Annotated in this window: 19 protein-coding genes; 11 read left to right on the top strand and 8 right to left on the bottom strand. The window is 40.8% G+C overall.

Features of this window, described 5'->3' with window-relative positions; all coding sequences use genetic code 11:
* The first annotated feature begins 3 nt into the window (after positions 1-3).
* The 6 genes from K6V21_RS13125 (at position 4) to K6V21_RS13100 (ending at position 6,651) form a co-directional block, all read left to right on the top strand.
* Positions 4-1,671 (top strand): beta-1,6-N-acetylglucosaminyltransferase, encoded by a 1,668-nt coding sequence (locus K6V21_RS13125; RefSeq protein ID WP_224318885.1) that lies wholly within the window; start codon positions 4-6, stop codon positions 1,669-1,671.
* Between the two features lie 14 nt (positions 1,672-1,685).
* On the top strand, positions 1,686-2,033 hold the full coding sequence (locus tag K6V21_RS13120) for a helix-turn-helix transcriptional regulator (protein WP_224318884.1): 348 nt from the start codon (positions 1,686-1,688) through the stop codon (positions 2,031-2,033).
* 160 nt (positions 2,034-2,193) lie between these two features.
* The gene (locus K6V21_RS13115; RefSeq protein ID WP_224318883.1) at positions 2,194-2,634 is read left to right on the top strand and encodes a MarR family winged helix-turn-helix transcriptional regulator; all 441 of its coding nucleotides are present in this window, start codon (positions 2,194-2,196) and stop codon (positions 2,632-2,634) included.
* Positions 2,612-3,937 carry a TolC family protein gene (locus K6V21_RS13110; RefSeq protein WP_224318882.1) on the top strand — a complete coding sequence of 442 codons (1,326 nt, stop codon included), beginning with the start codon at positions 2,612-2,614 and terminating at the stop codon, positions 3,935-3,937. Before K6V21_RS13115 ends, K6V21_RS13110 begins: the two co-directional genes overlap by 23 nt.
* A 38-nt stretch (positions 3,938-3,975) precedes the next feature.
* Positions 3,976-5,043, top strand: coding sequence for an HlyD family secretion protein (locus K6V21_RS13105; RefSeq protein ID WP_224318881.1), 1,068 nt, complete (start codon positions 3,976-3,978; stop codon positions 5,041-5,043).
* A gap of 12 nt (positions 5,044-5,055) precedes the next feature.
* A complete protein-coding gene (locus tag K6V21_RS13100) occupies positions 5,056-6,651 on the top strand; it encodes an MFS transporter (RefSeq protein ID WP_118295112.1) in 1,596 nt (531 codons plus the stop codon).
* A gap of 4 nt (positions 6,652-6,655) precedes the next feature.
* Here K6V21_RS13100 and K6V21_RS13095 read toward each other — a convergent pair whose 3' ends face one another.
* From K6V21_RS13095 to K6V21_RS13065, 7 genes are all read right to left on the bottom strand, one after another.
* Positions 6,656-7,663 carry a PD-(D/E)XK nuclease domain-containing protein gene (locus tag K6V21_RS13095; RefSeq protein WP_224318880.1) on the bottom strand — a complete coding sequence of 336 codons (1,008 nt, stop codon included), beginning with the start codon at positions 7,661-7,663 and terminating at the stop codon, positions 6,656-6,658.
* A 531-nt stretch (positions 7,664-8,194) separates the two neighbouring features.
* Positions 8,195-8,461, bottom strand: coding sequence for a hypothetical protein (locus K6V21_RS13090; RefSeq protein ID WP_224318879.1), 267 nt, complete (start codon positions 8,459-8,461; stop codon positions 8,195-8,197).
* Between the two features lie 10 nt (positions 8,462-8,471).
* The gene (locus K6V21_RS13085) at positions 8,472-8,840 is read right to left on the bottom strand and encodes a carboxypeptidase-like regulatory domain-containing protein (protein WP_224318878.1); all 369 of its coding nucleotides are present in this window, start codon (positions 8,838-8,840) and stop codon (positions 8,472-8,474) included.
* Between the two features lie 267 nt (positions 8,841-9,107).
* The gene (locus tag K6V21_RS13080; protein WP_224318877.1) at positions 9,108-11,417 is read right to left on the bottom strand and encodes an outer membrane beta-barrel family protein; all 2,310 of its coding nucleotides are present in this window, start codon (positions 11,415-11,417) and stop codon (positions 9,108-9,110) included.
* Complete coding sequence (locus K6V21_RS13075; protein WP_224318876.1) at positions 11,414-12,733, bottom strand: radical SAM/SPASM domain-containing protein; 1,320 nt, start codon at positions 12,731-12,733, stop codon at positions 11,414-11,416. Before K6V21_RS13075 ends, K6V21_RS13080 begins: the two co-directional genes overlap by 4 nt.
* A 159-nt stretch (positions 12,734-12,892) precedes the next feature.
* Positions 12,893-13,087, bottom strand: coding sequence for a hypothetical protein (locus tag K6V21_RS13070; RefSeq protein ID WP_224318875.1), 195 nt, complete (start codon positions 13,085-13,087; stop codon positions 12,893-12,895).
* A 55-nt stretch (positions 13,088-13,142) separates the two neighbouring features.
* Positions 13,143-13,340: a hypothetical protein gene (locus K6V21_RS13065; RefSeq protein WP_224318874.1), complete on the bottom strand. Its 198-nt coding sequence runs from the start codon at positions 13,338-13,340 to the stop codon at positions 13,143-13,145.
* Positions 13,341-13,820: 480 nt separating this feature from the next.
* Here K6V21_RS13065 and K6V21_RS13060 point away from each other — a divergent pair, with 480 nt between their 5' ends.
* On the top strand, positions 13,821-14,390 hold the full coding sequence (locus K6V21_RS13060) for a YdeI/OmpD-associated family protein (protein ID WP_217715924.1): 570 nt from the start codon (positions 13,821-13,823) through the stop codon (positions 14,388-14,390).
* Positions 14,391-15,015: 625 nt separating this feature from the next.
* On the opposite strand, the gene K6V21_RS13055 is transcribed toward K6V21_RS13060, so the two are convergent.
* Positions 15,016-15,924 (bottom strand): Rpn family recombination-promoting nuclease/putative transposase, encoded by a 909-nt coding sequence (locus K6V21_RS13055; protein ID WP_224318873.1) that lies wholly within the window; start codon positions 15,922-15,924, stop codon positions 15,016-15,018.
* 201 nt (positions 15,925-16,125) lie between these two features.
* Here K6V21_RS13055 and K6V21_RS13050 point away from each other — a divergent pair, with 201 nt between their 5' ends.
* From K6V21_RS13050 to K6V21_RS13035, 4 genes are all read left to right on the top strand, one after another.
* On the top strand, positions 16,126-18,006 hold the full coding sequence (locus tag K6V21_RS13050) for a tetratricopeptide repeat protein (RefSeq protein ID WP_224318872.1): 1,881 nt from the start codon (positions 16,126-16,128) through the stop codon (positions 18,004-18,006).
* Between the two features lie 148 nt (positions 18,007-18,154).
* Positions 18,155-18,547, top strand: a complete 393-nt coding sequence (locus tag K6V21_RS13045) for a DUF3244 domain-containing protein (protein ID WP_224318871.1) — start codon at positions 18,155-18,157, stop codon at positions 18,545-18,547.
* An 80-nt stretch (positions 18,548-18,627) separates the two neighbouring features.
* A complete protein-coding gene (locus K6V21_RS13040; protein WP_044264615.1) occupies positions 18,628-18,891 on the top strand; it encodes a hypothetical protein in 264 nt (87 codons plus the stop codon).
* Between the two features lie 12 nt (positions 18,892-18,903).
* On the top strand, positions 18,904-21,102 hold the full coding sequence (locus tag K6V21_RS13035; RefSeq protein WP_044264613.1) for a peptidase domain-containing ABC transporter: 2,199 nt from the start codon (positions 18,904-18,906) through the stop codon (positions 21,100-21,102).
* The last annotated feature ends 5 nt before the right edge of the window (positions 21,103-21,107 follow it).

Here is a 21,107-nt window from a genome sequence, read left to right as displayed (position 1 = left end):
GAGATGAAACATGCTATTTTGCTACTTTGGCACAAAGACATAGAGCAACTGAAGAATCTTATCGGGCTATTCGATGAAGATTTCAAATTCTATATCCATATCGATAAAAAAAGCATTATAACTAAAGAAGAAATAGAACGACTTAAAAACAATTGCCAAATAGCCGGAGTTTATCAAAAATATAGAATAAACTGGGGCGGCTTCAATATACTGAAAGCCGAACTCTTGTTATTGCAAGAAATCGTAAAGAACAATTCAATTGACTATATCCACTTTATGAGTGGGCAAGATTATCCCATAAAGAAATTAGACGACATTAAATCTTTTTTCAAAAATAACAATGGAAGAGAGTTTATTGAATACATGAAACTGCCGGTAGAAAAATGGGAACATGGCACTTATGACAGGTTTGTATACTACCGGCTAAATGACTGGTTTGATTACAACACACGCAAAGGGTATAAAATCATTGAGAAATTCATTACCTTACAAAAAAAAATAGGTTATAAAAGACATATACCCGATCAATTCGAACATTTATATGGAGGCTCCAACTGGATGTCCATAACCTATGAATGCGCAAAACATATGACCGAAAACAAACGGAAATTCCGACGTTTCTATAATCGGCTGAAATATACATTCGCCGCGGACGAAGTATACTTCCACACTGTAATATTAAACTCAATCTTCGCAGATAAGGTAGAAAATAACAATCAACGTTGCATTCTATGGGACGGAAAATGTTCTCCAATCGTTCTTAACGAAACTCATTGGTGGAAAATCATTAACAGTAACCGTCTTTTTGCCCGCAAATTAGACTATAAAGTCTCCGCTAAGCTCATGGAATGCATCAACCGTCACCTATTTACAAATGATGAAACTAAAGATATGAAAGATATAGTAGTCATTGTTGCACATGAAATGCACAAGTCAATCAATGAGAAGTATTTCCGTATCAAAGAAGGGTTTAAAAAGTACGGAGATGTCGTGTTGTTACTGAACCATGAAGATGAAAGTGAGATTCATTTCCCAGAAGGTATGGACTATTGCATATTTACTACAGATATGCTCAATGAGTTAAAATATGAACCGATAGAGGAAACCATCACTCCGGGAAGCAATCACTTTGCATTGCTCTATTTCTATCTAAAACATTCCGGATATCGACATTACTGGAACATAGAATACGATGTTGAATTTTCGGGCGAATGGACCGTTCTATTTGATGGGTTTTCAGACATCAATACAGATTTTATAAGCACTCACATTATGGGATATGAAGAAGAGAAAGAATGGTTTTGGTGGAATAGTTATCAAGGAAAAACCATGGATATTCCGCTTGGAGAAAGACTTCGCTCTTTCAATCCCATCTATAGAATTTCAGAGAAAGCCCTCAAATTCCTGGATGAATTCTTAAAAGCCCAAAATTGCGGACATCATGAAGTATTGATTCCTTCCTCCCTCTTCCACTCTGGTTTCACAATTGCAGACTTTGGAGGAACCGGAAGATTTGTACTGCCGGGATATGAAAACAGATTCTATCTATCAACAGATTTGTTTTGTGAAAAATATCCGGGAGGAACTATGCGATGTTTCCCTCAGTTCCATGACATAAAATCCTATCATCTATCGAATAAGCTGTTTCATCCGCTAAAATACTCAGAATAATAAAGATATAGTACATGGAAAGTTATATCAAAGATTACTCTTCAGCATTATATAATCTGGCATGCCTGAAAGGTATGCCGGGTAAGTATATTGTGAGACCGGAAGAAAGCTGGATTGATATCATAGAAATATTATTCTGGCTTTCCGGACGCAGTGGAGAATGTTTAGAAAGGATACTCATGGTTCTGCCTTTGCGAGAAAGAATAATTTGTATCCTCACCTATTTAGGATACAGCAGTGCGGAAGTAGCAAGAACTATTTGCATAAGCACTGCAGGTGTGGTTAAGGCAAAACAACGGATTAAAAGAAAAATCGGATTGCCTACAGATGTCAGTTTGAACGAGTTCATTACCTCTGTATAAAACCTCACTCATACTCATTACATCGTAAGAAATTGTATCAAAAATGTTGCTTGGTGTGTAGCCCTTTCAAATGTTCTCCCTACAAATATTAGTCAAACATTTGACTAATTCCAATAAAAAGCTCTACCTTTGCGCCCGAAAAATAAAAAGCAACGTAGCAATGGAGAATTACAATTCATCCCGCGGGCTTATCCAGCAAATGCTAAGAACCCGCATGGCATTCCGCCAAGCTCTGCAACGCGTTTTGAAACGCAATAACATAGATATCACCTTTGAAATGTTACAAGTATTGAGTTCCCTGTGGCAGGAACAAGGAATCAGCCAGCAGGCATTAGCCGAAAAGACAGCCAAAGACAAAGCTTGCATGACTAATCTGATGGCAAACCTCGAAAAGAAAGGCTGGATCATGCGCCAGGAAGACCCTAACGACCGCCGTAACCGACTTGTATACCTCACTCCCGCAGGAGAAGAGATATCCAACCGTGTACGCCCGCTCATCAAGGATTTTTATACCCAGACGGGCCAACTGATGGGAATAGAGAACCTAAACGCATGTTCCAATCAACTAGAGACACTCTATGAGATATTCAATCAGTTCTAATTTTCTTCGCCTCTTACTCATTCACACACTTGCTGTAGCTCCGTTGTGGCTAACCGCTCAGGAGAATGCTCATCTATTATCCGTAGACGAACTTTTCCGTCTGGGCACAGAAAACAGTCTTCAACTTAAAAAGAGCAAACTACAAGAGGTTATCTATAATGATCAAAAGAAGTCTGCATACACAGACCGATTGCCTGATATCCAAGTAGGTGCCAGTGCCGGAATCATAGGCCAGCCTGTCATCTTTCAGCGGGGACTTTCACATCCCGTGCGCCCCGAAACGCCGGACTGGTCACAAAACTATAACATCAACCTGACGCAGCCCCTCTACCAGGGAGGAAGGATACAAGCAAAAATACATCAGGCCGAACTTAAAAAGCAAATAGCCGCCCTGACCAGTGCCGACAACGAAGCCGAAATCAAGCTGGTACTACTGCAACAGTACATGACGCTTTTCAGTTACTACAAACAGCGGGAAGTGCTGGCACGCAATATCGAAGAGTCCGAACACCGACTGAAAGATATCCGCCGGATGAAAAAAGAAGGCATAGTCACCCGCAATGATGAAATCCGCAGTGAGTTGCAACTGACCAACGACCGTCTGGCCTATCAGGAAGCTGACAACAGCATCGCCATAGCTTCGCAGCAACTTGATATTCTGTTGGGACTAGACGAATCACAGCTGATAACACCGGACACCACTTTACTGTATACCGCCGTCAATGTGTCTGATTATGATACATATGTACAATTAGCCTACAACAACTATCCGGGCATGCAGATTGTCCGCCAACAAACCCTGCTGGCAGAAAACGATATCCGGCTGACTAAAGCAAACTACCTTCCCAGCCTGTCACTGCATGCGGGCAACACCCTTGCACGCCCACTCAGCACTACGCTGGCTGACATGTACAACAACAACTGGAACATCGGTCTCAGCCTCTCATACAACCTGTCATCTCTTTATCAGAATAAGCACAAGATGCACGAAGCCCGGCAGACGGTACAACTTCAAAAGTATGCCGAAGAACTCCTGATGCAGAACGTCCGTATTCAGATCCGGACTGCCTACACCCGCCATAAAGAGGCTCTGAACCGAATAGAAGCTCTGAAGCTCTCTGTCAGCCAGGCAGAAGAAAACTACCGGATTGTGCAAAACCGCTACCTGAACCAGCTTTCCATCCTCACCGACCTGCTGGATGCAAGCAGCGTGCGGCTGGATGCTGAACTGCAACTGACCGTTGCCCGTACGCAGGCCATTTACACTTACTATGAATTACAGCGAACCTGTGGCATGCTTTAATGCTTCATTTTTTAATTATTAATTTACAATTGTAGTCTATGTCCGAATTACAAAAGAAACATAAGCAACTAAAGAGATTAAGAATAAGGAATATCACCCTCAATACGGTATGTATCCTCCTTGCACTGGCGGGAATTTCATGGACGATCAATTACTTCTGGAAATACGTTCATTACGAAATCACCAATGATGCCGTAGTAGACCAGTATATAGCTCCGCTCAATATCCGCGCTTCGGGTTATATCAAGGAAGTCCGCTTCACGGAGCACCAGCCTGTACATGCCGGAGACACCCTTCTCATTCTTGACAACCGGGAATATCTCATCAAAGTAAAGGATGCGGAAGCTGCCCTGATGGATGCGAAAGGTGCAAAAGACGTATTAAGCTCCGGCATTCAGACCTCGCAAGTAAATGTAGCCATTCAGGAAGCCAACATTGCAGAAACCAAGGCCAAGCTCTGGCAGCAGGAACAGGACTATCGCCGCTATGCCAACCTGCTTGCCGAAGAATCCGTCAGCCAGCAACAGTATGAACAGGTAAAAACCGCCTACGAAGCAACGAAAGCACGCTATCAGGCCCTGCTGCAACAAAAGGAAGCGGCAAAATCCCAATACTCCGAAACAAGTAAGAAATCCACTGGCATCGAGGCGAATATCCTCCGCAAAGAAGCAGATCTGGATATGGCAAAATTGAATCTCTCTTATACGATAGTCACCGCTCCTTACGATGGATATATGGGGCGCCGTACCCTCGAACCGGGACAATTCGTACAAGCTGGGCAAACCATCTCCTATCTTGTACGGGGCAACGACAAATGGATCACCGCCAACTACAAAGAAACGCAGATTTCCCACATCTACATCGGGCAGAAAGTACGCATCAAGGTCGATGCTTTCCGCGGGCATATCTTTCACGGCACAGTTACCGCCATATCCGAAGCAACCGGTTCCAAGTACGCCCTGGTTCCGACTGATAACTCAGCCGGCAACTTCGTGAAAGTGCAGCAACGCATTCCCGTTCGCATCGAGCTGGACGATGCCACTCCCGAAGAGATGAAAAGCCTCCGCGCAGGCATGATGGTAGAAACCGAAGCACTGAGAAAATAAAAAAATCCACTGATGGTAAAACTGAACCTTCCACTCCGCCCCTGGGTACCGCAATGGCTGGGTATTGTCACTATGTTCGTGGTGATGTTCCCTATCATTATGCTCAACGGAACCTATACGGGAAGCATGCTGGAAGTCAGCAGTACCCTCGGGATACTCAGCGAAGACATCACAATGGGGTATTATGCGGCAGCGGCAGGTATGGCGGTAGCTTATCCCATCATTCCTAAGATTCGTGCTATAGCCACCCCAAAGACCTTGCTACTGACCGATTTATTACTGCAAATCATTCTCAGCTTCGTCTGCGCCCAGGTCGGCAACATGGATATTACGATTATTTGCAGCTTTTTCATCGGTTTTCTGAAAGCTTTCATCATGCTGGAATTCATCATTCAGATTCGCCCGTTCTTCAGCCCGAAGAATGTACGTAGCGAATTCTACGCCTACTTCTACCCCATCGTTTTCTCCGGCGGACAGATTTCAATGGCGCTGACGGCGCAACTGGCCTACTATTATCAATGGCAATATATGTACTACTTCACCATTCTACTGATGCTCATTGCCATTATTTTCATCTTATTATTCTTCCGGTATGCCAAGCGCCCTATGCGTATTCCATATAAAGATATAGACGGACGAAGCATGTTCATCATAGCAGCAGCACTACTATTCAGCATATATGTATTTACTTACGGGAAAACGCTGGATTGGTTTGATTCTATAAAGATTAAAGTGTACGTTCTCACCATTCCGCTGCTTATTTATCTCTTTGTACAGCGGCAGCGCACACAAGAAAAGCCTTACGTCAGCCTAAAGCCTCTCCATCATCATAAGTCCATCATCGGATATACTTTCATGGTATTGGTAATGTTTTTCAGTGCCAGCAGTTCACTTATCACCAACTATCTGAACAGTATTATTAAAGTAGATAGCGTACACGCCAACTCGCTGAGCCTGCTGCTCATACCCGGTTTCATAATGGGAGCCATCATCTGTTTCTGGTGGTTCCGTTGGCAACGGTGGCGGTTCCGCTTCCTCATTTCAGGAGGAATGTTCTGCTACGTCATTTATTTGGCGATACTCTATTTTGGCGTCACCCCCTACTCTACTTATGAGATGCTTTACCTTCCGGTATTCCTGCGCGGGCTGGCTATGATGAGCCTCTTCATCGCTTTTGGTGTATATGTAGTAGAGGATTTAGACCCCAAACTGATGCTATCGAATGCTTTTTTCCTGATTTCTTTCCGCTCGGTACTGGCTCCTGCCATATCCGCCTCATTCTTCAGCAATGCACTTTATCATTTGCAGATGAAGGGAATAAATACCCTCTCGGAGAACATGGTACTGACTAATCCTGTGACTTCCACACGCTACAGCCAGGCACTGAACAATGCACTGGCACAGGGACATGGATATAACGAAGCCAGCCAGATAGCCACCAACAGCCTCTACGCCATCCTGCAACAACAAAGTTTATTGTTGGGAATAAAAACCATTATCGGGTATTTGTTAATCACAGCGTTGACCATCGCAATAGTTTCCGCTTTCATCCCGTTCCATAAGACACTGAAGGTGGCTGTGGTGAAGACGGGAGATGATATGGTATAAAGCTTCAGACTGCCTCACATCTCACCATATCCCAGCCACGGAATTGCAGTAACAATCGGTGCAGTGTTGTCCCCTCGGCAAGGCCGCGCACCATCTTGTCCTCACTGTATTGCAGCAATTGCCGACGTCCCTCTCCGGCTTGCGCCTCCAGTTCAGAGTCGGTTGCCGTACGGGCAGCATATTTCAGTTCCAGGATATAGCTATGCCTCACATCCGGATAACGTTGCTTGTCAGGCAACAGGAAGAAGTCACAATAACCATAGTTCATTTCCAGTTCAGGCTTCACCAGATAATAGGAGGCAAGGGCAAGATATGCTTTCAAATAGCCTTGCAGATGGCGTTCGCCTTCTATGGTGTCGCGTATAGAGGAACTTTCACGATAGGCCTTAGCCATCGTTTCAAAGAAAGGTTTCCACTGACCGTCGTAGGTTAGGTCATCTATCAAATCTTTCAGATGAGAAAGATTTAGCTGATGAATCTGCTGATAATAATCGCGCAGGAAACCGAAATATTGCTCACGTACACAGTTATTGGGAATACACATCTTCAAGCGGTCGCCCCGCGTGCCACACATGGTGAGCAACCCATAATAATACAACAGACTGCGGAAATTGTCTATATCCGCCACCCGTTCGGCAGGAAAAGAAGTATGCAAGTCCACCATAATTTCACCTGTTGCAGCAATCTCTTCGATAGTGCTCATACGACTACCTTCATACGTGGTATCATGGTCAATGCGTGCCAGCATTTTCAGTTTACTATAGTCGGTACGGATATTCTTGTCTACCATTTCATCGGGAGCACGATGAAAATCCGTTTGATAACGCAGATAATAGAAAGTCATATCACAATTGAATATCAGCTTAAATAAAGTTTTTCTATAAGTTGTCAGCACTCCAGCACTGATAGCCGTCAAACCCTTTGGCAGTAGGGGTTTGACGGCAGTGACGACAAAGTGATTGTAAGTGACGACAAACAGTTTGTCAGCACTAAGTTTTAGGCTATTTTCCAACGTAAACCATTGTAAATCATAAAAAATAATCCATTTTACAGATATGAAAAAATTCTCTTAAGATGTGCATAAAAGGGCTTGCAAATGGGGCTTTATCGAAGCAAACACCCACATCCCCCACTATATTTTTATTAAAGGAATTAGGGTCGATAATCAATGTACCACTGTTCCGTTTCCCTACATCCATAACACCGAACCACTGCAAAGCGGAAACAGTATCACTGCAGAGTACGTACAGTATCACTGCAAAGCGCATACAGTATCACTGCAAAGCTTATACAGTATCACTGCAGAGCACATACAGTATCGCTGCAGAGCATATTCAGTATCACTGCAAAGCATATACAGCAGTTATGCAAGCAATATGCAGCAGTTACGCAAAGCATATACAGCAACATTGCAATACAAATGCGACACTACATTACTTTAGTTTCGCAAATATTGTTTTTTAGGAGTTAAAGGAGTTAAGTCGTTGAATCAGTATTTCAATGGCCATAAATCTCATTATCAATATAGAGTTCCAGTCAGAAACTAAAACAGGTCCAATTTATTCTTACGGTAATTCAGATACACCGCTCCATCGGCAGAAACTTTGCTCCTGACATCCATTCTTCCGAAAACCTCACCGCCTATCTCTTCTCCGGGTGGACGTATGGCTTCAATCAGAACCACTGCGCTGACAGAAGCATCATACTCCGGTCCGGGGTTAGTAATCACAGTAACTTTCTTTATATGTGTAGAGCTCAACCTCTCCAATTCATTATCATTCCTGACAAGACGATTATTGATATAAATCACTGGAGTACCTTTACCCAATACACTGATAGCATCTCCATGTCCCTTTGATAACTACTTCACCCAACAAGTTGGCATCTTCTTCAAGTTCTATTGTATTCAGAACATTCTGCTTTACCGTCACAGATGTAGTCACATATCCCAGATAACTGACCTTAACAACCAGATTTTCTTTTGTAGTTTCGAGCATAAAGTTTCCTTCCATATCCGTAACCGTTCCGACAAATACCATAGAGTCCTTATCCTGTACGATAACGATATTTGCAAATGCTAAAGGTTCACCCTTCCCGTCAGTAACTCTACCGGATATACTCACATTTTGTGCATAAATGCCTGATAAGATACAGAAAGTAAAAAGTAGATAAATGATGTGTGTTTTCATTCTTACAATATGTTTGGTTTTACAATTCGGAAGGATAATCCTACAAAGCTATTCAATCCATTTTGTTTCAACAATATTTTACTAATTTCTTTTTACGTGAATCATAATATTCTCGAATAAATGTAGATAAATCGGTATCTGCTTCGATCATTCCATATCTTTTTACTATAAAAATAGCCTCACGTGAAAAATCCGGAGGCTATTGCTATTTGGGGTGATTGCAATTAACAAAATCAAGTTATTTAACCAATACTATATACACTGTCTTCATAATCTTGCCTTCTCATCCATACCGGCACCTGTACCTTTATATTTGCTACGTGAAGCATTGAAACGATAAGAAACCCTTAATCTCACTTGGCGACTATCATTATAGTTCCATTTATCAAAAGTCATAATCTCTCCATAATTTATAAAAGAATTCCTCATAGAAGCAAAAATATCATTTGCCTGCAAACTAACATTCAAGGCTCCACCAAGAAAAGCTTTTCTTAATCCGCAATCTACCCACATATTGGCCTTATTCAAAACATATCCCGAGTGATATTTATTAGAACAAGATATATCGGCTGAAAATATGAGTCCCCACGGCAAACGAAACTGATTAGTTAAACTGGCCGCTATTGCCGGACGGTTAAAATGCTTTTGCTTACCCAGATATTTTCCTTCCAATACTTGCCGCATGAATTCAAAATTCCAGATAGGTTCCCAGATTCCAATTTTAGGAGCAACGGACAAAGAGGCACCATAAGCTTGCCACTTGGAAACATTTTCAATTCCGAATACAGTGACCAGATTATCTTCTTTATAAGGATAAGTTACAGAAAGGATGGCATCTTTTGTATAAGAGTAGTAAACAGAAAATTGAACATACTTATACATCGTCTGAAATGAAATATCATGTTCCGTCTCCGGCTGCAACGATGGATTACCACGCTCATAGGTATAGCGGTTGGCATATTGTATATCACTACGTAAAGCCGAATAAGTAGGACGCTTCGTACGGGCAGCATAACCTAAAGAAAACTGCCATTCCTTAACCGGAAAGAAGATGGATAAGCTGGGAAATATATTATTATAATCCTTACTTTGTTCTTCCTGCTTTATATCCTCCTCGTAATAAGCAAAAGAAACATGTTCGTAGCGAAGTCCTGCCGACAAGTACACCTTGTTTATCGGTACATCATAACTGATAAAAACAGACTGATTGTCAGAGGTGGCCTTACTGTGCGAGTCCTCTAAAATTTGTTCTTTATTCACATAGCTACTATGGCGATTAGTAAAACTTACTTCAGGGCCAAATTTCAATGTCCCCTTAGCTATCGGATAGGAAAAAACTAATTTCCCGGCATATAAATTATTACGGGAAGCACTTCGTGCGTGAACGGTTCGTTCACCTTCTGTCGTACTATGTTCTGTAATATTTTGATTGTTTTCACTATCCCCATATAGCCAGTCAATATTTAAGTCTACTCCCAACTTAGATCCCCACATCCCGGTGTAATAAGCATTTACTTTGTGGGTATCACCATCCCCGTTCATTCTGTTCATAAAATCAAGATGATCATAGGCCGCACCATCCAATTTCACCTCATAATTATCAGGGACAGAACTCTTTGATGAACTATGATTAATTGTATAACGCAGACCTACCGAATTTTTATCATCAAGTTGATAATTTAATCCGCCTTCTCCCTGAATATAATCCAGAGAAAGAGGGGAACGCGATTTTCCGTTTATCTCTAACACCTGATCAGCATACACGGTTTGCAAGTCTTCCTGCTTCTCTATTCTTCTTTTTTTATCATAATATAAAGATCCGAATATATCCAGTTTTTGTTTTCTGTAGTTCAATGCAACCTGCTGATTATTACTCCATAATTCTCCTTTCTGCAATGCAGTTCGGACACTTCCACCAATTCCTTCTCCAACAGGTTTCACTGTCTTTATTCTCAATACGGCTTTCACCTCTGCATCATATTCCGCTCCGGGATTAGTGATCAGTTCAACTTTAGCTATTTCTTTCGAATTGAGTTGCTCCAATTCAGACAAATCTCTTACTTGGCGTCCATTAATATATATCAAAGGAGTTCCTTTCCCAAAAACAGTTACATTCCCATCGTTTATTTGTAGCCCGGGAACACGCTTCAGAACATCATTAGCCGTACCTAAGCTGCTTAGCAGAGTATTTTCAACATTAGTTGTCAAAGTTCCCTGTTTCAATGAATAAGTAGGACGTCTGCCTACAACAACAGCCTCATCCAACATCATAGTGGCAGTTTTCAATATCAATGTCCCCAATTCCCTTTTAGTCAGAAGAAACTCGGCAGTTTCATAGCCAATAGAGGATATACGTACCAATTTCCCCCGACTGTCGGGTTTCTCAAAACAGAAGTAACCCGAATCATCTGTAACAACACCTCCTAAAAAGATTGAATCAGGCAGAGATAATAGTACGACATTAGCGTATGAAATAGGAGCCTTATTATCATCAACCAAACATCCGGTAATATTTTGCCCCATAATATAACCTAAAGCATATATCATCAGGAACAAGCTAATAATTAATCGTTTCATACTTCTAATATTCTATGTTTCTTCTTCTGAACATATCCATAATATTCTCTCACAAAATGATCCAGGTCAGTATCCAGTTTATCCACCATACAGAAATCTGTTTTATTGGTGATATACTGATATTTACGTTTAAAACAAGGTCCACCGCATATAGGCAATAAATTACATTCCATACATTTGGTATCCTCAATATAGGGTTTTGAGCAAAAGTTTTTCACTGTTTCATTTTCCCAAATTATGTCACCGTCATCATTCAAATAACCCAATGCGTTACATGAATTATAATCTTCGGCAGTACATCTATAGGCCTTGCCGTCAAAATTCAGATTAGCATAGTTATTTCTATCAGCATAACATAAACATCCTCCTATAAAACTAAAATCCGTTTCATAGTTATACCCGAAATTCATCTTCTTCAGTTTTTCCACATTACTGAGTAGTCCTAAAGGTGTCTTTTGCACCTTCTTGTCATATGTCTGCCAAACTCTTTTAAACATAACATCGATCTGAGGACGTATATTCTCCGGAATTACGTCAAGTACTTTTGCAAAATCAGTTTGGATTATTTTATCAGTATAATTAATCCTTAATGCTAAACGATTATCCGGAAGATAAGAACAGAAGTCTATGCAATTATCCACTATCTTTTCGAAAGAGGGTTCTCCATTCTTATTTCTGGTTTTATTATGATTATTCTCATCGCCATCCAAGGTAATCTGTAGCAAGTTTAAATTTATCAGACTACATTTTCTTACAACTTCTTTTGTCAGCAGGAAGCCATTTGTTGTCATATTACAAGAAAAAGATTTATTTCGTTTTTCAGCTTCCTTCTTGATAAAAATAGACAACGGATAAACAATATCATCAAAATACATTAAAGGTTCTCCGCCAAACCAACCTATCATTATTCTATCAATGTCTTCCCGGTCCAACACTTTTATCACAAGCCTTTTGATATTATCTATCGTGGTGTCACTCATCTTACTTTCCCGATGAGTCTCGTAACAATACCAGCATCTAAAAATACAATCTTGGGTGGGATTGAGAATCAATTGATAAATAGAACTATTTGCATCCTTTCTTTTATTCTCCAGCAGAGTATCGATTTCCTGTTTGTTGTCGTTTACCAAGAAATGCATTTCCACAAGTCTTTCTGTTATGGCAGGCTCTTGTACCTGCTTATTTTCATCCGTCAATATCTCCTTTATAAAATTAAAAGTATCTATTGGAACAGAAAAAACCATTTTAGAGATACCATTCAGACAAATCATCTTATCTCCATCTTGTGTATAATAGTTATATTTACTTTCAATCATATTTCATCGTTTTAATATAAAAAGAATATTTCCCTCAATTACTTATCCCACATGCTCTAAGTTCTTTGTTTGTACAAAAAAAGATGTGTCAAAAACAAGTCTATTCATCATATGGCAATATTCTTGCTTTTTGACACATACAATTATAGATATTTCTATCTATCCCTGATCTTTTGTAGCTTGTTGAAGCTTCTCCGTACTCGTTTGAGTACAACCGCATAAAGCTACATTGTTATTCACGCATTTCAAATCAAGAAGGCCACCTGCCACTTTTTCCATATCGTCCAAATTCAACACATCGTCAGCTGCATTTCTCAATTCATCAGCTAATTTTCTTTTTTCATCTTGTTCCATAATTAATTCAAAATTTAATATTAATATTTAAGTTACCGATCTTACATACCATTCTCTAAAATTGGCTTGTAAGTTCTTTCGCATCATTAATCGTTGTTTGAGTACAACTGGCACATTGTGCCACTTTGTTCTTTACGCATCTAGGATTAACCAATCCACCACCTTCAACCTTCTCCATATCATCCAAACTTAACACATCCTCGGCCGCATTTTTCAGTTCACCGGCCAGTTGCCGTTTTTCTTCTTGTTTCATAACAGTCTAAACTTTAAATTGATAATTCGAGTTACTTATTCTCACAATACAAATGTAGATAGTACCAGTCCAGTTTAACAGGACTGGATAAAATATTAAGAAACAAATATATTTTCGCATTAAGTCCATTATCAAACTTGTGAAGTGACCTCATGCCAAGTTTTAGTTCTATAGTGAAGAATTACCTTAGTTATACTGAAGTCAAAGAACAGATCAAGCCCACACGTTTTTTTATATATAAGATACCTCAAAACAAATCATGGCAAAGGTTTTAAAAGATAATTGAGGCTGTTTCTTCAATATTTAGTATTTTTGGCAGCTATAATAAGCCATTAAGCCATCGGAACCTGCATGTTTTTTAGCATCGTATAAAATGGTAGTTGCGCTACGTACAGTAATTGTTGAGGTAAAAAGTAAATTGCGAAATGCTTCATTACCACGAAAGTAAAGCAGTAAAATGATTAGTTTGAATAACTTGCTATGACTACAGAAGATAAAATAAAGTATTTTGAGAATCGAGAAGATTGGAGAAGGTGGTTAATGGACAACTTTGAAACCTCCTGTGAAATATGGTTTGTATTTCCCTATAAGTCGTCCGGCAAAAAAAGCATTTTATACAATGATGCCGTTGAAGAAGCCCTTTGCTTCGATTGGATTGACAGTACAACAAAACCATTTGACAAAGATCATAAAATTCAGCGTTTCACACCCAGAAACCCTAAAAGCACTTACTCGCAAGCCAACAAAGAAAGACTTAAATGGCTATTGGAAAATAAAATGATACACCCAAAATTTGAAGAAAAAACGCGAAGTATTTTATCTGAGCCTTTCATTTTTCCCAATGATATAATTGATAAATTGAAAGAAAATGAAACGGTATGGAAAAACTATCAACCATTTTCCGAAGCATATAAGCGAATCCGAATAGCGTACATCGAGGCTGCGAGAAAACGTCCTGAAGAATTTGAGAAGCGGTTAAACAACTTCATCAGCAAAACAAAAGACAATAAAACAATAGCAGGATTTGGCGGAATTGAAAAATACTATTAATCAAAAGATTAGCATCATAAATAGAAAAACGATTTAAAATGAAGGCTGAAACACTTGACTTCACCTTTCTGATGTAATATCTTTGTAGAAGTTTAAAAACAGAACTCTAATATACACCTAAAACTTTAGCAAATGGAAAAACTTACTTTCTCTTTTCTCGGAACTTACCGGAATGTATTTTCCAGAACGTTCTATTCCAAAGAATACCGCAATATCCTTACAGCAAAGCATCATAAAAGTAATAAATCTGACAATATTTTCAAAAAAAACAGATATCAAATATATACCTAAATAGCAACGAGTATAAAAGAAGTAAAGGCAGTATTTCCTCACAAGGATTACTGCCTTTTTTGTTGAAATATATCCAAATCAGGTTTAATTACCGTTTTTTGCGCTGTTAATAAACGCGGAGAACATTCTTAAAAAATGTAGCTATTATTCTTTAAAAACGCTGATTACAGTTATTAATGGAATACTTGTTATTGATTAAAATTATTACTTATCTATTTACCCCCCAATATTCTAGGTTCATGTCTCTGTCTCTACGCCGGAAAACAGAACGTCCCGCCTGCTTCTCATAAAACGGAAATCGGGCGAGACGAAAATGAATAGTATCTTGTGCTATTTATAATTCTTCTATGTCTTTGATGGCTAAACCCGTTACTTGATGGATAACCTCAGAGGAGATATTCAAGGATTTCATTGTTCGGGCATTCTCTATTTTCTCTTCCTGTCTGCCTTTCTGCATGCCTTCTTGTCTGCCCTCCTGCATACCTTTCTGCCATCCTTCCTCTCTTCCTTCCTCCGCCGCCGTACTCAGCACATCATTCTGAATCATCACGGCATTGATATGCTCGTCATACGCCAGTTGTTCCGCCCTGTCCATATTATAATAAATCAGTTTGCGGCGTGCCTCTTCCAGTCCGGGAGCTTTCGTATCGGGACGGATGATGCCGGTTTTCAGATACTCTATCCATTCCTCAAGCGGGGTGACGGCCACCTTGTTGAACTCATTCACACGAATCAGGAAGTATTCGGGGAAGATTTCGGCAGGCAGCTTGCGCACGATGGCGTCCTTCTCTTTGGTAGTGACCTCCAGAAAATCGCCCGTATGCACGCCCACAAAGGAGTTCTGACCGTGATACAGGTAATCGTTCCCCTTGCCAATGTCGAAATAGAGAATGCTGATGGAGTACACTTTCTTCACTTCCGAATAAAGCTCTCCCAGCTCGATATGTTCCGTGATGGCCTTGGCAACGCCGAAGAGGATACGCTCCAGATAGTATATCTCGCGCGTGTTCTGCACCTCAACGATGATGATTTCATCCTTGCTATTGCGCGCCTTGATGTCCACACGGTTGAACTTCTCGCTTTCACGTTGCTGGTTGCCCTCGCTTTCCAGTATCTCGACGATGCGGATAGGCTCGCCCAGCAACACGGTGAGGAAGCCTTCGAGCACGCCGAAGTTGGCTTTGTTGCGCAGCAAGCGCTTCACCGCCCAATCAAAACGTATATATTTGTCTTTCTGTTCCATGACTTCTGTTTTTTCTGCTTACGCACAAAGGTAAGCATTATTTCTGTTTCCACCGTGTCGGGAAGTGATTATTTGTTACCCCATGGTAAACGATTCATTATACATCTCAAAAAAAAATGAAGTGACGAACGAAAGAATGTAGTACAACATTTTGCTTTTTTCAAGAAATAATTTATTTTTGCTTTCAAATAGATTACTACTATGTTCTTATCTAATAAATATATTATTTGTATCTGGGGGATTTTACTTGTACTATCATGCACAAACACCCACACGGAGTCTTCACCAACTCTACTTCCTGAACTGGCGCAAGCAGAAAATTGTATGTATGCATATCCCGATAGCGCACTACATATTCTTGAAAAAATGACACCACCCAAGGCCGCTGATAAATATCAATATGCTACGTGGTGTCTGTTACTATCGCAAGCGAAAATAAAGAATTATATAGAACTGGAATCTGACAGTTTAATATCAATTGGCTATAAGTATTTTCAACAAAAAGAAAATCCACAAAGGAAAGCACTTGCGGGATATTTGGAAGGTATATATTATAATGATGAAAAACACGACGCTGAAACCGCTTTGAAATATTATTTAAAAGCTGCTACAGAAATAGAAAAGACCGAAGATTATCAATTGGCGCATTTAATATATGCCGGAATAGGAGACATATATGTATATCGCTCTTTAGTAGATTATGCAATTACTGCATTTCAAAAAGCTTATGACTTTGCAAAGTCATCAAATAATAAAGTATACATTTCTTCTGCTTTATCGTACTTAGGCAGAGCATATTCTATAAAACCAGATGTGGACAAATCCATTAGCTATTATAAGGATGCATTAGATGTTGCAATAAAAGCAGATGATAAAATCTCAGCTACTATTGCATTAAATGAACTTGCAGTTGTTTGCGCAGCATATTCAAAAGATTACAAACAAGCTCTTGAATATGCCTTAGAAGCATTACATATAAATAAAGATAAAGAATCCCTGCCAAACTATTTAACAGTGGGAAATATCTATCGTCAGCTAAAAATGAATGACTCCGCTCAATACTATCTTGATAAAGCTGCCACCTCAGATAATATATATACGGCATGTGGTGCATATCAAGCGCTATATTATCTCAATCGTACTGTACCTCAGAATTATGCTAAAGCTATGATATATTGTGATAAATTCTACACATGTATAGATTCGATTACCAAAATAAAACATGGCAAAGAAATCATAGCAATGAAAGAGAAGTATGATCATGAAAAGCTACTGAACGAAAAAAAGACATTGCAAATAGAAAACGAACGGATTATACGGAACAACTTATATATTCTATTATTTATAGTAATAGTCATAGCATGCCTCATTTTCCTTTATCAGCGTAAGTTGATACAAAAAGAACGTACCATCCAGATGCAGGAAGAACAGCTTCGCATCTACAGCCTGCGAATACATGAAAATGAAATGCAAATGGCGCAAAATAGAGTACATATAATGCAACTCTCTGAGCAGTTGGCTGCAAACGAAGAATTGCATGAGACAATGTTGGAGCAACAAAATGGATTGGATGAACTCAAAAGAAAGAATGAGAATCTACAAAAAGAAACCATTCTATTACAACAGAACATGGCGGAATATTCACAAAAGATGCAAGGAAAATTCAAAACGCAATTAACATCTTTCGATGCTATGGCAGAAGAAAATTCACGCTTGCGTAACCGTGAAGAATTCTTGTGCAAATTACTAATTCCATATATAAAGCCGTTGGATTCTCTCATAAAATCGCCCAAACAACTCACAATCGTTCAATGGGCGGAAGTGGAAGAAAATATAAATAAGCTATACAACAACTTCACTCTCCGTCTAAAAGAACAATTCCCATCGTTCACCGAAAATGACCTGCAAGTATGTTGTCTTATTAAGTTGCGCATTTCTGTATCGAACATGGCAGAGATACTGAATATTTCTCCGGCCTCTGTCTCTAAACGGAAACAACGGATAAAAGAGCAGATTATAAAGGAACTTGGAGACAACTTCGACAAATCACAACTCATTGATATCTGGATATGGGAGTATTAAATCATAGCATGTCCAGATTCGAATAAAAGTTTTTTCATACTTTCCTATTTATTAGCGAGTTATCAAGATCAACATGTCCATATTGTGTCCATAACAATTCAATAATTAACCGCTAAATTTGTTTTCAGAAAATCAAAAGACAACAATTATGAGAAACTATGTATGTTATTTATCAATCTGCATGCTCCTTATTATAGGTAGTTTGCCAATGCAGCCAATACAGGCAGAAATCAGAAATTCCGATATTGAGTCAGAAGTCGTTTTTGAAGGACAATGGATGTCAAACACAAGAAGTCTCTCTCCCATCCCCTTCACCGCCTCCATCGGCGGTGACCAGCTAACTTTGAAATGCACCTCCCCTAACTATGACGTAAACATCACTATTGTCAACGCCAACGGCCAGCCCGTATGGCAACGTGATTTTACAGCTCCCGAAACATCTTTTGTTTCTATTTCTCTCGACAGCTTACCTCAAGGTAGTTACACTATCGAAATCAGCAACGATTACGGTGGTTACTTGCAAGGTATATTCCAGCTTTAACACAAAAAGGAGAGGCTAAGATTCAGCCTCTCCTTTTTCTTTCCCTTTTCCCTTAATAACAACTCTAAAACACACCGATTATGAAAAACGTCGACCTACAGAAAATCATTTATATGAATACGTTGATTGCACATCGACGTACAGGCACCCCTGAGAAATTTGCAGAAAAGTTGAATCTATCCCGATCCGCCCTCTTCGAGTACCTAACCTTCCTGCGCAAAGACTTGATGCTGGATATACTCTATAACTGCTATAACCAGACATACTACTACGGAGAGAAAGATTTCTGCACCTTGATGGGTGGAAAGTGTTGCAACAATTGCCAGCAATTTCAGAATCAATAAAACCAGCCTACTATGAAATTCCCCTTCTATAAACAGTTGGACGGTATGGACTGCGGCCCCTCGTGCCTGCGAATGATTGCCCGATACCACGGAAAGAAATTCTCCGTGCAGCAACTGCGCGAGCAATCGTTCATACAGCGCACCGGAGTCAATATGCAAGGCATCAGCGAAGCCGCCGCCAGCATAGGTATGCGTGCCACAGGCATACGCACCACCCTCGAAAAACTGAAGCAACAATCCAAGCTGCCTTGCATTCTGCATTGGAATCAGATACACTTCGTGGTGCTCTACAAAATCGTTCAAAAGAAAGGGAAAACTTATTTCTATATTGCCGATCCGGCTTACGGCTTGCTGAAATATGAAGAAGAGGAATTGAGGAAATGCTGGATCAGCACCACGCAAGGCGGCATAGAAAAAGGCATAGCCATGCTGCTTGATGTCACCCCGCAATTCTACGAAACAACACCCATCAAATACGAAGGCATATCACTGTGGCATCTGCTGCGCTACGTACATCCTTACCGTAAAATGATAGTCCAACTGATAGTGGGCCTTCTGGCAGGCAGTGTATTGCAACTCGCCTTCCCCTTCCTCACGCAAACCATCGTAGACCAAGGCATCGGTCACCGCAACCTCAACTTCATCCAACTCATACTGGCTGCACAACTCATGCTGGTGTTCAGCCGCACGCTGATCGAAGTTATCCGCCGCTGCATCCTGCTGCACATCAGTACACGCGTCAATGTAGCCCTGATATCGGACTTTCTCGTCAAGCTGATGCGCCTGCCCATGCGCTTCTTCGACAGTAAGCTGGCAGGCGACCTGATCCGCCGCATCGAAGACCACAAACGCATAGAAATGTTCCTCACCCAGTCCGTGTTGAGCATCTTGTTTGCCACCATCACCATCATCATCTTCGGTGCAGTGCTTGCCGTGTACAACCTGAAAATATTCTTCCTCTTTCTCCTCTTTAGCATCCTCTACGTCGGCTGGGTGAAACTGTTCATGCGCAAGCGCGCCGACCTCAACCGGAAAAACTTCGAGCAAATGTCCGTCAATCAGGACAACCTGATGCAGATGATATACGGCATGCAGGACATCAAGCTGCTGGGGTGCGAACAACAGAAAAGATGGGAATGGGAGAACATACAGGCTTCCCTGTTCCAAATCAATATCAAGTCGCTCAACCTGGGGCAATGGCAGCAAGTGGGCGCCGTGCTCATCAATGAAGTGAAAAATATACTTATCACCGTACTATCTGCCACTGCCGTACTGAACGGTGACATCACACTGGGTATCATGCTGTCCATACAATACATCATCGGGCAGATGCAGGGTCCGATAGAGCAATTCGTATCCTTCATGCAGCAGGCACAAGATGCACAGCTCAGCCTGGAACGTCTGGGTGAGATACACAGCAAACCCAATGAAGAGGAAGATGGTCAGGAAAATGCGGAACAAGTAATGGGTAACCAGCCCATACAGTTGCAGAATGTATTCTTCACCTACGGCTCGGAGAAATCGAAGAAGATTATCAAAGGAATATCGCTGGATATCCCCGCAGGAAAGACGACCGCCATCGTAGGGCTAAGCGGAAGCGGAAAAACAACCCTGATAAAGCTGATGCTGGGATTCTATCCGCCCACAGAGGGAAAGGTGAGCATAGGCGGACAGTCATTGCAAGACCTCAGCTTCAAGCAATGGCGCAAGCATTGCGGAGTAGTAATGCAGGAGGGCTTCATCTTCAATGATACCATAGCCAACAACATCGCCCCCGAAGATGACATCGTAGACAAGAAGAAGTTGATCTATGCCGTAGACATGGCCAACATACGCAGTTTCATCGAAAGCCTGCCCTTGAAGTACAACACCCGCATAGGCAACACCGGACAAGGATTGAGCCAGGGGCAGAAACAACGCATACTGATAGCCAGAGCCATCTACCGCAACCCCGATTACCTGTTCTTTGACGAGGCAACCAACGCACTGGATACGGATAATGAGAAAACCATCCAACGGAATCTGGACCAGTTCTTCAAAGACCGCACAGTAGTCATCGTAGCCCACCGCCTCAGCACCGTGAGGAATGCCGACCAAATTGTGGTACTGAAAGATGGAAACATCACCGAACAGGGCAACCACGAAACGCTGATATCCCGTCAGGGAGACTACTACGGATTGGTGAAAAACCAACTGGAACTGAATGCTTAATACAA

Origin of the sequence: Bacteroides cellulosilyticus, assembly GCF_020091405.1 — a bacterium.
Classification (GTDB): Bacteria; Bacteroidota; Bacteroidia; order Bacteroidales; family Bacteroidaceae; genus Bacteroides.
The sequence above is the reverse complement of the archived record's forward strand: the minus strand, read 5'-3'. Positions and strand labels throughout refer to the sequence as shown.

Excerpts from the sequence above, each read along its gene's own strand:
- K6V21_RS13055 (WP_224318873.1), bottom strand. The coding sequence starts at position 15,924 with ATGGAACAGAAAGACAAATATATACGTTTTGATTGGGCGGTGAAGCGC.
- K6V21_RS13110 (WP_224318882.1), top strand. The coding sequence starts at position 2,612 with ATGAGATATTCAATCAGTTCTAATTTTCTTCGCCTCTTACTCATTCAC.
- K6V21_RS13100 (WP_118295112.1), top strand. The coding sequence starts at position 5,056 with ATGGTAAAACTGAACCTTCCACTCCGCCCCTGGGTACCGCAATGGCTG.
- K6V21_RS13115 (WP_224318883.1), top strand. The coding sequence starts at position 2,194 with ATGGAGAATTACAATTCATCCCGCGGGCTTATCCAGCAAATGCTAAGA.
- K6V21_RS13040 (WP_044264615.1), top strand. The coding sequence starts at position 18,628 with ATGAAAAACGTCGACCTACAGAAAATCATTTATATGAATACGTTGATT.
- K6V21_RS13075 (WP_224318876.1), bottom strand. The coding sequence starts at position 12,733 with ATGATTGAAAGTAAATATAACTATTATACACAAGATGGAGATAAGATG.
- K6V21_RS13085 (WP_224318878.1), bottom strand. The coding sequence starts at position 8,840 with ATGAAAACACACATCATTTATCTACTTTTTACTTTCTGTATCTTATCA.
- K6V21_RS13070 (WP_224318875.1), bottom strand. The coding sequence starts at position 13,087 with ATGGAACAAGATGAAAAAAGAAAATTAGCTGATGAATTGAGAAATGCA.
- K6V21_RS13105 (WP_224318881.1), top strand. The coding sequence starts at position 3,976 with ATGTCCGAATTACAAAAGAAACATAAGCAACTAAAGAGATTAAGAATA.
- K6V21_RS13050 (WP_224318872.1), top strand. The coding sequence starts at position 16,126 with ATGTTCTTATCTAATAAATATATTATTTGTATCTGGGGGATTTTACTT.
- K6V21_RS13080 (WP_224318877.1), bottom strand. The coding sequence starts at position 11,417 with ATGAAACGATTAATTATTAGCTTGTTCCTGATGATATATGCTTTAGGT.
- K6V21_RS13035 (WP_044264613.1), top strand. The coding sequence starts at position 18,904 with ATGAAATTCCCCTTCTATAAACAGTTGGACGGTATGGACTGCGGCCCC.
- K6V21_RS13060 (WP_217715924.1), top strand. The coding sequence starts at position 13,821 with ATGACTACAGAAGATAAAATAAAGTATTTTGAGAATCGAGAAGATTGG.
- K6V21_RS13045 (WP_224318871.1), top strand. The coding sequence starts at position 18,155 with ATGAGAAACTATGTATGTTATTTATCAATCTGCATGCTCCTTATTATA.
- K6V21_RS13125 (WP_224318885.1), top strand. The coding sequence starts at position 4 with ATGAAACATGCTATTTTGCTACTTTGGCACAAAGACATAGAGCAACTG.
- K6V21_RS13065 (WP_224318874.1), bottom strand. The coding sequence starts at position 13,340 with ATGAAACAAGAAGAAAAACGGCAACTGGCCGGTGAACTGAAAAATGCG.
- K6V21_RS13120 (WP_224318884.1), top strand. The coding sequence starts at position 1,686 with ATGGAAAGTTATATCAAAGATTACTCTTCAGCATTATATAATCTGGCA.